Raw genomic sequence first — 13,580 nt, 5'->3', positions numbered from 1 at the left:
GGCCATCGTGCGGGCTGCGAAAGCACTTTGCACGCTGCACTGCAAAACAAAACCGGTGGGTATGGGTGACCCCTGCGGGGAAAAGCCATTCCACGAAGGTAGAACCCCCCGTACGGATGAGGATGGCCGATAATCGGAATTCCCCCCAGCAACACGTGTCGTCATGTCTGTTGATCGCATCGCCAACGCGCGTCTCCGTGACCGCGTGGTCTCCGCAGAGGCCGCAGCCGCGCTGATCCAGCCCGGTGAAACCGTGGCCATGAGCGGCTTTACCGGCTCCGGGTATCCCAAGGCCGTTCCCGTCGAACTGGCGCGCCGCATCGAAGCGGTGCATGTCCAGGGCCAGCCCTTCCAGATCAAGCTGATGACCGGCGCCTCCACCGCGCCGGAACTCGATGGCGCGCTGGCCAAGGCCGATGGCATCGCCATGCGCATGCCGTTCCAGAGCGACCCGGATGCGCGCAACCGCATCAACGAGGGCAAGCTGGATTACATCGACATCCACCTCAGCCACGTCGCCCAGCACGTGTGGTTCGGCTTCTACGGCGAGATCGATACCGCCGTGATCGAAGTCTCGGCCATCCGCGAGGATGGCTCGCTGGTGCCCTCTACCTCGGTCGGCAACAACAAGACCTGGCTGGACCTGGCGAAGAAGGTGATCGTCGAGGTCAACGAATGGCAGCCGGCCGGCGTCGACGGCATGCATGACATCTACTACGGCACCGCGCTGCCACCGCACCGCAAGCCGATTCCGCTGGTGAACGCCAACGACCGCATCGGCGACACCGCGCTGCGCTGCGACCCGGACAAGATCGTGGCGGTGGTGCGCACCAACGGCCCGGACCGCAACAGCCCGTTCAGCCCGATCGATGCGACCAGCGAACAGATCGCCTCGCACCTGATCGAATTCCTCAAGCACGAAGTGAAGAAGGGCCGCCTGCCACCGAACCTGCTGCCGCTGCAGTCGGGCGTGGGCAACATCCCGAACGCGGTGCTGGCCGGCCTGGCCAAGAGCGGTTTCCGCGACCTGGCCGCGTTCACCGAAGTGATCCAGGACGGCATGCTCGACCTGCTGCGCGACGGCGTGCTGAGCTACGCCTCGTGCACCGGCTTCGCGCTGAGCCCGCAGGCCAACGAGACGTTCAAGGAACATATCGATTTCTACCGCGAACGCATCATCATGCGCACGCAGGAAATCTCCAACCATCCGGAACTGGTGCGCCGCCTTGGCTGCATCGGCATGAACGGCATGATCGAGGTGGATATCTACGGCAACGTCAATTCGACGCACGTGATGGGCACGCGGATCATGAACGGCATCGGCGGTTCCGGTGACTTCGCCCGCAACGGTTTCCTGTCGGCGTTCCTGAGCCCGTCCACGGCGAAGAACGGCACCATCTCGGCGATCGTGCCGATGGCCAGCCATGTCGACCACACCGAGCACGACGTGTCGGTGATCGTGACCGAGCAGGGCCTGGCTGATCTGCGTGGCCTGACCCCGCGCAAGCGTGCGCAGGTGCTGATCGACAACTGCGCGCATCCGGATTTCCGCGCGCAGCTGCAGGATTACTTCGACCGTGCCAGCCGCGAGAGCTACGGCAAGCACACCCCGCACTTGCTGCCGGAAGCGCTGTCGTGGCACCAGCGCTGGCTGGATACCGGCACGATGAAGGGCTGACTGTGTTGGGGGTCAGGGCCCTTTTCTACCGAAAAGGGATCTGACCCCGGTCATGCGCAACGTCGGGGTCGGATCCCTTTCCGCAGGAAAGGGCTCTGACCCCAGGCACGGACATCGGGTAGAGCCGGCCGCTGGCCGGCTTCCCAAAACAGCCGGCCAGCGGCCGGCTCTACCTTCACGCGATGCGCAGGCTCGCCAGCGATTCGGCCTGCAGCCGCTCGTAGATCTCGAACTCGTCATTCACCGCCACGCCCAGCGCCTGCTCGAAGGCCTCGCGGTTGGCATGCGCGGCATAGGCTCGCTGCTCTTCGCCACCCAGGTTCGACTGGAAGATGCCCGCCGCACTGACCGGCAGGAAATCCTCGTAGACGATCGGGTCGGCCGTGGCCAGGCCCGCGGCCACCAGCACTTCAGCCGGCAGATCGGCCACGCGCTCCGGTGCGGCGCGGCCGGCGTCGGTCAGCTGGTAGCGGTAATAGCCCAGTCCTTCCTGGCGCAACGTGTCATGGTCATCCGGGAAGCTGGCGAACACCGCCTGCAGGCGCTGGCCGTAGTCGCCACCGGTGCTGCCTTCGCCACCGGCATCGCGTGCCTGCGACAGCAGCTGGTCGTACAGCGCGCGGCCCTTCGGGGTCAGCGCAAGGCCACGTTGTTCGATCTCGCCGAAGCGCGCGGTATGGGTGCCGGCATCGCCACCCTCGCTGTCCGGGAAATGCACGGCTTCTTCCAGCGCCTTGAAACTGGTCTGGCGCAGCAGGATCGGGCAGGCACGGCGCGGCGGGCCCTCGATCACCGCCTTGGCCGCCATGCCGTGTTCGATCATCGCCGCCTGCGCAGCGTCGATGTCCAACGTGCGCGGCGTCAGGTGATTGATGTGCGGGCCACGGAAACTGACCACGTCGGCCACCAGGCGATGCGCGTTGTGCAGGGCGTGGTAGGTCGGCAGGTCGACGGTGGCATCGCCGTGCCAGCGGAAGGTTTCCAGTGCTTCCTCGACGAAGCGCTCGGCATCGGCCTGCGACAGGCCACCGTCACGCTCGGCCTGGTCGATCAGCGCCAGCGCGCCGTCGGTGAAGATGCGGCGACGTGCCAGGATCTTTGCCGACTCGGCACGCAGGGTTTCGTCTTCGATCAGCTCCAGGCGCAGCAGCGAGGTGAACACGCGGAACGGGTTCTGCGCCAGCGCGGCGCCGGTCAGCGGCCGGAACGCGGTGGAGTGCACCGGCACGCCAGCCACCGACAGGTCGTAGTAGCCGACCGGGAACATGCCCATCACCGCGAACAGGCGGCGCAGCGTCGCCAGTTCCTGCACGGTGCCGACGCGGATCGCGCCATGGCGCTCCTCGTCCAGCCGCGCACGCTCGTCGTTGCGCAGCAGCTGCGCGGCCAGCGCCGGGTCCTGGTCCAGCACCTGCGCGTTGATCCGCTCCACCAGTTCCACCAGCGTGCCGTACAGCGGCACTTCGGTGCGGTACATGCGGGACATGGCCTGCGCGAACAGGCGGCGGATCACATCAGGCGAAACGAAAGAGGCGCTCATCAGTCACTCGATTACGGGAACGGGGAACAGCTCGAACCCGTATTGTCGCCGGAGCGCGCGGCGGCGGCGATATGCAGAGCAACATGAAAGAAACCGGTAGTGCCGGCCGCTGGCCGGCAACCTCCGGATGCCTGGAAGGGTGCAGTTGCCGGCCAGCGGCCGGCACTACCGCTTGAGCTGGCGCTTCAGGGTGGCATCCAGGGTGATCGGCCGGTCCCAGTGCTGGTAGCTGGCCACGATGGCGTGGCGCACCGCCCGGTAGTGCAGGTTTTCCGGCGTGGCGGGCATGCGCTTCACCACCGCTTCCCAGCCGCCCTCCGGGTTCTGGCTGAAGGCGCGCACGCTGTCGCGGCAGGTCTGGCCGCTGGCCTTGGCCCAGAAGCAGGCGAAATAGATGTCCCCGGCCTGCCAGCCATGGGTGGTGAACAGCGCACTGACATATCCGCGTGGTACGTCGGCGTAGCGCGACACCTCGTCGAGGAAGGCGTCGGGGTAGCGCTCGGCGTAGTGGTTGATGTCCTGCAGCTGGGCATCGACCCAGCTGTCACCGGTTTCCACCGTGTAGTCCGCCGAACGCTCGGCGGTCTGCTGGGCCAGCACGGTGGCCGGCACCAGCAGCAGGGACAACAACAGCGCGCGCAGTCGGACGTTCATGCCCCGATTCTGCCGCAGCCGCCGGGCCCTGTCAGGCCGCCGCAGCGGCCTTGGCCTCGATCGCGGCCAGAGCGGCCGGCCAATCGTGGGCGGTATCGGCAGTGACCATGCGCGGTTCGTCGTCGGCCACGCCGTGCTGGGTCTCGTGTGCCCAGGTCACTGCGTATGGCGTATGCACGCCCCAGCCGCCGAGGGTGACCACCGGCTCGATATCCGAACGCAGCGAGTTGCCGACCATCACGAAGCGCTCCATCGGCAGGTCGAATTCGGCCAGCACGCGGGCGTAGGTTTCCGGATCCTTCTCGGAAACGATCTCGATGCGCGGGAACAGCTCGGCCAGGTTGGCCACCTTGATCTTCGCCTCCTGGTGGAACAGGTCGCCCTTGGTGATCAGCACCACCGGGTAGTGCTCTGCGATGGCCGCCACCGCTTCGCGCACGCCGTCGATCAGCTCGACCGGGTGGCGCAGGGTGTCATGGCCGATCTCCAGGATGCGCTGGATGTCCTTGGCCTCGATGCGCTGGCCGGTGATGTCGATGGCCGCTTCGATCATCGACAGCGTCATGCTCTTCACGCCGTAGCCGAAGGTGCCCAGGTGGCGCTGCTGCACTTCCAGCAGGTGGCGCGCGGTCTGGGTGTCATGCACGTCGACGTAGCGCGACAGCAGGTCAAGATAATCCTGCTCGGCCTTGCGGTAGTAGTCCTCGCTCTTCCACAGCGTATCGTCACCGTCAAAACCGACCAGGCCGATGGCGCGCGACGGCGCAGGCGTGGGGGTAGTCATCGCACAAGGATACCGCCGTCCCGGCACGTGGGACACCGGGCAGGCTCAGTCGCCGTGCTGGCGCTGGTAGACCAGCAGGTCCAGTGCCGGGGCATGGCCAGTCAGCTGGGTCAGCAGGGTATGCACCTGGCCGCGGTGATGGGTCTGGTGGTTGAACCAGTGCGCCAGCCCGGCGTCCACCCGTTGCAGCTGCGGTTCGGGCGTGGAGACGCGCCGATAGGCGACACGGGTCGCCAAGGCCGCGTCGGACAGCCCAAGCACGAACGCGACGATGCCGGCATCTTCCTCGATCCGCGCCTGCTGCAGCCGGGTGAAATCGGTGAACAGCAGCGTGTCGAGCGCATATCCGGTATCGCCTTGCCCGGCCAGCCGGCGCAGCCAGATGCGATCCGTCACCAGCAGGTGGTTGAGCGTACCTTCGACGGAACCGAAGAACGCCCCGCACGGCCTACGGTAGTCCTCGTCGGGCAACGGCTCCACGGCGGCGTACAGGCGCTGGTTGGCCCAAGCGTTGTAACGGGCCATGGTCTCGAAATGGCGCTTGAGGGTTGCCATGCGCGGATGGTCGTGCCCGGCGCGGGCGCCGTCAATACAGCAAAAACCCGGGCGGCCGCAGCCGCCCGGGTCCCCATGCACCGGTCTTCCCGAATCAGGTCTGGATCAACGGCCCTGCGCCGCGCCGGCACCCGCACCGGCCTGCTGCGCGGCCACGTAGGCCTTGTACTCGTCGGCGCTCAGCTCGCCGTCCTTGTTGGTATCGGCCTGGTCGAACACCTGGGCCAGGCCGGCGTTCACCTGCGCCTCGGTCTTGCTGATGGTGCCGTTGCCATCGGTATCGATGCTGGCCCAGGTCTGGCCACCGCCGTTGGCCTGCGCCGAGGCCGCTGCGGCCGCGTCGGTCGCCTGGTCAGCCGCCTGCCCGGCCTGTGCCGCCGCCTGCTGGGCCTGCGCCGCTTCATTCTGCGCATGCGCGGCCTGCTGCTTGGCCGACTGGGCCATCGCCGGGATGGCCAGCACGCTGCCGGCGGCGACGATCAGGGCGATCAGGGGCTTGCGGTTGCGAATAGTCATCAGGGGTGTCTCCTACCAATTGGGTGGTGTTGCGCGGCCTGTTGTTTCCGCACGGCACCTACCCTGCCACCGCCTTTCTGAATCGATTTTGGGCCGCGACCGGCCTCCACACGCACGATTAACCACTCGCCTCCACGCATGCTTTAGCGCGCTGGTTAGCGTCGAGTGAGCGGCTCATAAGATGCGCATTCAGCGCCTCTGGATTTAACCGGCAGGCAACGAAAAACCTGCGTCAGTCGACGGTTTTTTCCAATGACCGCGAACTGAACAACACCCATCCCAGGGCGACACCGGCGAGCGCCCCGGCGATTTCCAGCACGACACGGCTGCCAAGTTCGTTCGGATCGTGGATGGTGGCCAGGAACAGGCGCGCGTACAGCGGCGACTCCAGCCGCACGATGCCCATGTAAAAGAGCTTCCACGCATCGATGCCGGCGGAGGCCACCACCGAAATGACGCAGGACCAGCCAATCGCATGCCCCACCGTCCAGTGCAGCAGCCGGCACAACCGCGACCACAGGAAGTACACCAGCAGGCCGACCAGCAGCGCGATGGCGCCGGCCTCCAGGGTGCCGAGCAGGCCGAAGTGCAGGGGAAGGTTCATCGGGCGGGCTGGGATGAGAAGGCGGCCAGTGTAAGGGATCTGCCCCGGACCCGATCCGGTGGCCACGGTAGATCCACGCCATGCGTGGATGAATCTCCATCGAGATCGAATATCTCGACGATTGAAAAAAGAGCAGCCGAGCATCGGCTCGGCTTTACAACGGACTCCGCGGGAAACTGTCAGAGGCGGGGCGGTACCGGAGTGCGGGGTGTCAGCCGCATGGATGCGGCTGCCAAGCCTCCATGGACGGATTTACGGCGTCCCCGCACTCCGGCGCCGCCCCGCCAACCCACGGAACGCACGCTGTTGCTGTTGATTCGGCCGTTGCCTCTGCAGGTGCAGGGCGCAGCCCTGCCGAAACCCCCTAGAGCACCGGAACGTCGTACGCGGTGCCGGGATCCGGTTCGGGCTGCAGGGTGTAGTGCCACCACTCCTGCGGATAATTGACGAAGCCCCGCCGCGCCATCGCGCGCACCAGCTGCTGGCGATTGGCCTGCTGTGCATCGCTCAACCCGCTGGCCTGCGTATGCGCGCGTGGTCCGAAGAAATCGAAGTCGGTGCCCATGTCCAGCGGCGTACATGCACCGCTGCGGCAATCCAGCAGCCCCAGATCCACCGTGGCGCCGCGGCTGTGTCCGGAACGTTCGGCGATGTAGCCGTCGGCCAGCAGCCGCGGCTTGTCCAGATCCGGGTACTGCAATGCCTTGCGCGAGCGCTCGCGCGGGTCGTTCACCCAGGCCATGAAGGCCTGCACCGAGCGCACCGGGCGGTAGCAGTCGTAGATCCGCAGGCCGAATCCATCCGCACGCAGGTCCTGTTCCACCTGCGCCAGCGCCTTCGCCACCGGCGCCAGCAGATAGCACGAGGGCGCCTCGTAGCCCGGTACGCGCGCGCCGGTGAAGTTGTTGGCGCCGGCGTAGCGGATATCCATCTCGATGCGTGGCGACAGCGAACGGATCTCGACCAGACCGGCACTGGCGGCGTCGATCGCCGGCGAAACGCGCGGTGGTTCAGCGGCGCTGGCGCTCGCTGCCAGCGCAGTCGCCAGTACGAGTGAAATGCAGGTCCTGGAAGTCATAGCTGAAGTCGATGTCCGGATCGATGGCACGCAGGTCCAATGTGGGCGGTGCACCGTCACCGGGCTGCAGCCAGGCCTGTGCATCTTCGCTCAGCGTATCCCAGCGCAGCAGCCAACGCCCCTGCAACTGCAGCACCGTGGCCTGCAGTCGGGGCGACTTGTCGACGCTGAAACGCAGGCCGTCCTCGCCCGGGCACAGTGAGGCCGCACCCAGCCACGGATCGCGGTAGCGGCCCTGCCAGCGTGGCAGATCAGTACGGCTCGTCTCCTGCGCCGCTGTGGTGGATGGCCGCGAATGGCCTGTCGCCGCCCGCGTTGCCTGGTCCGCCTTCAGTTCGGCCAGGTACTCCATCGCCGGCTTCGCATCGTCGCGTGTGGTGAAGCGCTTCAGCGCTGCCTGCATCAGCGCGGTGCGCGCATCCTCGCCTTCACCGTTGATCAGCATCACCACGCCCACTTTCCGGTCAGGCAGCAGCGCCAGCGACGAGTACATGCCCGACAGCGTGCCGGTGTGCGCTACCTTCCACTGCCCATCCATGTCGGACACGCGCCAGCCATAGCCATAACCGTAGAAGTGCGCGTTGTCCCAGCGCTGCTGGCGCTCACCCAGCGGCATCGGCATGTGCAACGTCCACAGCGTGCGGCGCTGTTCACTGTTCAACCAGTCAGGCACCACGGAAGGATCCAACAGCACCTGCATCCAGCGCGTCATGTCGCGCAGCGAGCAACGGATGCCACCGGCCGCCATCGACGGCAGGTCCGGGCTGATGTCAGCGTCGGCGTTCACCACCTCATTGCGGTCACCACGCCATGCATGCGGCTGCGCCACGTTGCCCACGCGCTTCAGCGACCACGCGCCCACCTGACAGCGTGACAGGCCCAGCGGCTCGAACACCTGCTCGCGCATCAGCTGGTCATAGGGTTTGCCACCGGCCGCAGCGGCCACTTCCCCGGCCACCACGTACATCAGGTTGTCGTAGGCGTAGTGGCTGCGGAAGCTGCTGACCGGTTTCAGGTGCGCCAGCCCTGCGATGATGTCGGCGCGGGTGAACATGTTCGGTTCCGGCCACAACATCAGGTCGCCAGCGCCCAAGCCAAGACCGCTGTTGTGGATCAACAGGTCGCGCACCTGCATCTGCTGGCCGACCCATGCGTCCTGCATGCGGAACCCGGGCAGGTGCCGCTGCACCGGATCATCCCAGCGCAGCCTGCCCTGCTGCACCAGCCGCGCCAGCAACGCGGTGGTCATCGCCTTGCTGTTGGAGGCGATCTTGAACAAGGTGTCCTCGTCGATGCGGCCGCCATCGCCACGCGAACCCTCGGCGCGCTGGTAGACCACGCGCCCCTGTTCGACCACGGCCATGGCCAGCCCGGGCAGATGCTCGTGCTGGACCACGGCCGCGACGTCGGCATCGATCGAGGCGGTCGCGCTCGTCTGCGCCGCCGCAACCGGAAAAACCGCCAACGCCGCCATGCAGAAGCTGCGTCGAGCGTGCTGGGCTGGCTTCAGTACGCCCATGTCACGGTCAACTGCGCATAGCGCGGTGACTGGAAGCCGGTGCCGTAGCGGTACAGCGGGTTGGGCGAACCAATACCGTTCTGCGGCTCATAGTCCTGGTCCACGGTCACCACGCGCTGCTGGTTCAGCACGTTGTACACCGCCAGCTTCAGGCGCAGGTCGGTGGGAATCGGCACCTTGTAGGAGACGCTGACATCGAGATCGTAGGTCCACGGCGTGCGCCCATCACCGCCGCGCGGCGAGTGCACGAACACACGTTCGGATGGCACCGTCGCCTGGCAGTTGGACACGCAGACGTAGTAACTGTGGAAATCGGTCGCATCGAACGGATTGCCGGCACCGAAGCGGGTGATCGGGCTGCCCGACTGCACGCCCAGGGTTGCGGCCACACTCAGGTTCTCGGTCAGCGCATAACTGCCACGGAACTTGAACTGATGGCGGCGATCATTGGCCAGGTAGCCATAGCCCCGGTAGTTCACCCACGGATTGTCGAAGTTCTCGGTGCGACCGGCATCGGCGAAGTCGGTATCGGAGTTGACCGGCCCCTCGGCGTTGCCGCGGCCATAGGCCAGCGTGTAGGACGCATTGAAGCCCCACTTGCCGTCCCATGCGCGGTCGACCTGCAGCTCCAGTGCCTTGTAGTCGCGCTTGGGCTTCACCCAGCCGCGCTGGCCGACATAGTTGCCGTTGTCGTCATACAGCGCCCAACCTTCCTTCGAGGTGTCGATGCTGATCCAGCCATCGTTGCGGCCATCGCAGTCGGTGTCGCCCCACACGGTGTTGGTGCGCCCCGGGTTGCCCATGATCCACACGCTGTCGATGGCACCACACTGCCCGGTGGCGGTGATGTTCATGTCATCGATGGCGTTGTGCAGGCGCCGGTAGGTCACGCTGGCACCCACCGACCAGGCCTCGTTGATCATCTGCTGGAAGCCCAGGATGGCCTCATCCTGGTAGACCGGGTCCATGTCCCGGTTCACTTCCGCGCGCAGGTCCGGCACGCTGCCGTCGCCCTGCGAGTTGTCCACCGGGCCGATCTGCGCACCCAGGTTGGGGATGTTGTTGGCTGCGCCGGTGTAGCCGAGGAACTCGTACCAGGTGCGCTCGTCGAGGAAGCCACCGGCCTGCTTGATGTTGATGACGTTGGCAACCGGCAGGAAGTAGCGGCCGAGGTTGCCGAACACCTTGGTGGTGCCATCGCCGCGCACGTCCCAGGAGAAGCCGGCACGCGGGGCCAGCATGTTGTCGATCTTGATGTAGCTGTTGCCGTCGCCGCCCTTGTTGTCGAACGCCTCCATGCGCAGGCCGAGATTGAGCAGCAGGTTCGGCGTGACCTGCCAGTTGTCTTCCAGGTAGTAGGCCGAGTTGATGGTCTTGAACGCACCTTCCACTTCATAGCGGCGGGTGCGCACGACCACGCCGCTGGCTGGCACCACGCCACCGTTCAGCGAGCTGCCGGGGGTACGGTAGTAGATGTCGTAGCGGAAGCCGCCCGGGCCAGGGTAGGCGCGGCTGTAGTCGGACGTATTCTCTTCCCGGTCCAGGCCGAACCGCAGCAGGTGGTTGCCCAGGGTCCATTCGAAGTCCGCGCGCGCCGCCTTGCGCGTATCCAGCGCCGACTCCAGCTGCGAGCTGCTGGTGCAGCTGCGGTCGCCCTGCAGCGACGGTGGCACGCCCTGTCCGGCCGTACGATTGTCGAAGACGCGGTTGCAGTTCTCGTCCATCAACGAGCTCTGCACGCGGTTGCGCTTGTTCTCGCCGTACATCAGCTTCATGGTCAGATCATTGTTGACCTGCCAGCTGTAGGTGCCCGACCAGTTGCGGCCACCCACGGTGTTCATGATCTGGTTGGCACGCTCGCCCACGCTGCTGCCAAGGTCGTAATCGTAGGCATAGACGTCGGTGAGCGTCTTGTTGCGATCGGAGAAGCCGAACAGCGAGAACATCTGGTTGTCGGTGATGCGCCAATCGATCTTGCCGCCCCAGAACGGGTCATCGGCCTTGCCCTGGTTGAAGCGGGTGCCGGCGTCGTTGGTCGATGTCGGGCGGTAGTCGCGGGCTTCGTACATGCCGAAGAAGAACAACCGGTCCTGCACCAGCGCACCGGAAGCGAATACGTTCAGCGCGCTGCGGCTGTAGTCGTCGCGGCTGGCGGTGATGTAGCGGCTGCCGTTGCCGTCGTAACGGTCACGCGCCTGCGACTGCCATGCGCGCGGCTCGAACACCAGCTCGGCACCGGCCTTGAAGTCATTGCTGCCCGAGCGGGTCACCGCATTGATGACACCGCCGGTGCTGCGCCCGAACTCCACCGAATAGCCGCCAGTCTTGACCTGGAACTCCTGGTAGAACGAGAACGGCACCGACGAGAAGCCGACCCGGTTGTAGAAGTCGGTGACGTTCAGGCCATTGATGTAGACCGTGTTCTCGGCCACCGACGAACCGCCGAAGGAAATGCCCTGGCCACCCAGCGACCCCTTGCCCTTCACCGCACCCGGCGCCAGCAGCGCCACGGCGGTGATGTCACGGTCCACCGGCAGGCGCGAGAGTTCCTCGCGGGTGATGTTGGTGGCCGACTCGGTGGACTTCACATCGACCATCGACACCACCTGCGGCGCCCGCACTTCCACCGTGCCCAGCGTGCTGACCGCGCCGAGCGGTACGTTCACCGTGGTCGCGCTGCCGAGGCTGACGGTCACCTGGCCAACACGGCTGGCGCCGCCACCGGGCAGGCCGACCTCCATCTCGTAGGTGCCTACCGGCAGCAGTGGAATGCGGTAGCTGCCGTTGGCCTCGGCCTGCACCGAACGGACGAAACCCGTTGCCGGATTGCGTACGGTCACCGTGGCACCGGCCGGCACCTGCCCGGCCTCGCTGACCAACCGGCCAACCACCGAACCATCCTGTGCGAATGCGCTGGGCGCGATCACGCCCAGACACGCCCCGAGGGCGACGCACAACGCCGCCCGCTTGATGCTGTAAGCCTTCATCCCCTGCTCTCTCCTGCAAGAATTGAATGGTGTGGTGTGCGATGTGTCGCGCTAGCGTTGCCTGGCTGGCAGTACCCGCCACTGGAAGTCGTAGCTCCATTGGTCGGAGTACAGGTTGTCGCCTGCCCACTCGGCCTCGCCACGCTGCGAGTCGACCGTTTCCGAGCGGTAATGCTGTTTGGCCGGCACGATGGGCTGGCCGAAATCATCGTTGAAGGCGATGCGGTAGCCGTCGAGGCCACCCAGGTAGAAATCACGCAGTGCAGGCACGTCGCTGGCCAGCGCCCCGGTGGTCACGTCCATTGGCAGCCAACCATACGGCGCCAGGTAGACCTGGCCCCAGTCATGCAGGTTGTTGTAACCACTGCCATCGTCGGAAAACACCATGCCCGACTGCCAGCGCGCGGGAATGCCGTTCAGGCGCAGCAGCGCGATCAGCAGCAGGGTCTGCTGCCCGCAGTCAGCATGGCCGGCACGCAGCGCGTAATCGCTGATGTTGCTGATCGTTGAGTACTCGCGCGCGCCGGCCCAGGGAATGCGGTCAACCGCAGCAAACAGCTTGCGCACCACTTCATACGGGCGCGTCTCGCCCTGCAGCACCTGGTCGGAGAACAGCTTCAGTGCAGGGGTGAAGCGCACATGTGGCAGCTGCTCGGCCAGATACGGCTTCAACGCCGGATCAGCCGGGGTCGGCTGCACCCTGGCCGGATCAATCGCGGTATGCCGGGCGAAGATCGTGACCGCATAGCGGACCTCGAAGCGGGTCGGCTGCCCGGCCACCGCTTTGGCTTCCAGATAGGCCGTGCGCTGCAAGGTGCTGGCCGGTGCCACCCGCGCCTTGCCCGGGCTGCCGCCCAGCCACTGCACCTGCTCCTGCTGGCCCGGGATCTCGCGCGGGTACGGAATCCAGGCGCGTACGGTTTCGCCGGCCGGCACGGCATCGGCCTTCACCGTAAGCGATTGGGTGAATTCGATACGCTGCGGCAGCACCGACGCCTGGCCACTCTGTTCGGCCGCGGCAACCACGCGCGCGTGGTGTGCGTTAAGCACTTCGTTGGGGCCCGGAGACGGCATCGGTGCATCCGCGCGGCGACGTGCACGTGCTTCGTCGCTGAGCAGGAACAGGTTCGATGGTGCGCGCTTGAAGTACCAGCGCTCGCCATCGATATCGAGATGCTCGATCAGGCCAAGCTGGTCCCAGCGCGCGAATTCCTCGTCGGTCAGGTCGGGAATCCAGCGGCGCACGGCCGCCTTCGCGGCTGCCTGGTCCAGGCTGAAATCCAGACGGATGCGGCGCATGCGCTCGAACTGGAAGTCGGCCGGCGGGAAGACGCCTTGCGTGGCAAACGCCATGACCACGCTGTTGAACTGGCCACTGTCGACCCAGTCGATCAGCTGCCATTCCCGCTCACGATCGATCGCCAGATCAAGCGCACTGCGGGGATCCTTTGCCCCCGCCGACCACGCCCACAGCAGCAGCGCGGCACACAGGCCGGCGGTGGCAGGCAGACGCGGTTTGCGAACGGCAGGATCCACAGCGACACTTCCCCAGCGCGGGTGGTAACGGCTGTGTAACACGGGCCGGGATGCCGGTCAATAATTTATTCTTGCTTTCGATGCCAAAAGGAATAAATATTCCAACAGGCATTCGAGGAGGGTGTGCAG

General features: G+C 66.0%; 11 protein-coding genes. 1 reads left to right on the top strand and 10 read right to left on the bottom strand.

Going from position 1 to position 13,580, the window contains the following annotated elements:
* Window positions 1-163 precede the first annotated feature (163 nt).
* Complete coding sequence (locus ACZK1G_RS02155) at window positions 164-1,678, top strand: acetyl-CoA hydrolase/transferase family protein (protein ID WP_101764809.1); 1,515 nt, start codon at window positions 164-166, stop codon at window positions 1,676-1,678.
* 175 nt (window positions 1,679-1,853) lie between these two features.
* Here the strand turns inward: ACZK1G_RS02155 and hglS are convergent, their stop codons facing one another.
* The 10 genes from hglS to ACZK1G_RS02105 form a co-directional block, all read right to left on the bottom strand.
* Window positions 1,854-3,218 carry a 2-oxoadipate dioxygenase/decarboxylase HglS gene (gene hglS / locus ACZK1G_RS02150; protein ID WP_049443500.1) on the bottom strand — a complete coding sequence of 455 codons (1,365 nt, stop codon included), beginning with the start codon at window positions 3,216-3,218 and terminating at the stop codon, window positions 1,854-1,856.
* Between the two features lie 165 nt (window positions 3,219-3,383).
* Complete coding sequence (locus ACZK1G_RS02145) at window positions 3,384-3,872, bottom strand: hypothetical protein (protein WP_101764808.1); 489 nt, start codon at window positions 3,870-3,872, stop codon at window positions 3,384-3,386.
* A gap of 31 nt (window positions 3,873-3,903) precedes the next feature.
* On the bottom strand, window positions 3,904-4,656 hold the full coding sequence (locus tag ACZK1G_RS02140) for an HAD family hydrolase (protein ID WP_101764807.1): 753 nt from the start codon (window positions 4,654-4,656) through the stop codon (window positions 3,904-3,906).
* 45 nt (window positions 4,657-4,701) lie between these two features.
* The gene (locus ACZK1G_RS02135) at window positions 4,702-5,211 is read right to left on the bottom strand and encodes a DinB family protein (protein WP_233490826.1); all 510 of its coding nucleotides are present in this window, start codon (window positions 5,209-5,211) and stop codon (window positions 4,702-4,704) included.
* Window positions 5,212-5,316: 105 nt separating this feature from the next.
* Entirely contained in the window at window positions 5,317-5,727 is a 411-nt protein-coding gene (locus tag ACZK1G_RS02130) for an EF-hand domain-containing protein (protein WP_014035758.1), read from the bottom strand.
* A gap of 232 nt (window positions 5,728-5,959) precedes the next feature.
* Window positions 5,960-6,331, bottom strand: a complete 372-nt coding sequence (locus tag ACZK1G_RS02125; RefSeq protein WP_101764805.1) for a hypothetical protein — start codon at window positions 6,329-6,331, stop codon at window positions 5,960-5,962.
* A gap of 364 nt (window positions 6,332-6,695) precedes the next feature.
* Window positions 6,696-7,409: a M15 family metallopeptidase gene (locus tag ACZK1G_RS02120; RefSeq protein WP_101764804.1), complete on the bottom strand. Its 714-nt coding sequence runs from the start codon at window positions 7,407-7,409 to the stop codon at window positions 6,696-6,698.
* The gene (locus ACZK1G_RS02115; RefSeq protein WP_101764803.1) at window positions 7,342-8,883 is read right to left on the bottom strand and encodes a serine hydrolase domain-containing protein; all 1,542 of its coding nucleotides are present in this window, start codon (window positions 8,881-8,883) and stop codon (window positions 7,342-7,344) included. The genes ACZK1G_RS02120 and ACZK1G_RS02115 overlap by 68 nt, the downstream gene beginning before the upstream one ends.
* 32 nt (window positions 8,884-8,915) lie before the next feature.
* Window positions 8,916-11,915 (bottom strand): TonB-dependent receptor, encoded by a 3,000-nt coding sequence (locus ACZK1G_RS02110; protein WP_101764802.1) that lies wholly within the window; start codon window positions 11,913-11,915, stop codon window positions 8,916-8,918.
* A 51-nt stretch (window positions 11,916-11,966) separates the two neighbouring features.
* Window positions 11,967-13,451 carry a transglutaminase-like domain-containing protein gene (locus tag ACZK1G_RS02105; RefSeq protein ID WP_101764801.1) on the bottom strand — a complete coding sequence of 495 codons (1,485 nt, stop codon included), beginning with the start codon at window positions 13,449-13,451 and terminating at the stop codon, window positions 11,967-11,969.
* Between the last annotated feature and the right edge of the window lie 129 nt (window positions 13,452-13,580).

It is taken from the genome of Stenotrophomonas sp. 109824_Sma, assembly GCF_056480025.1.
Note: the sequence above shows the minus strand (reverse complement) of the source record. Positions and strands in the feature narration are given on the sequence as shown.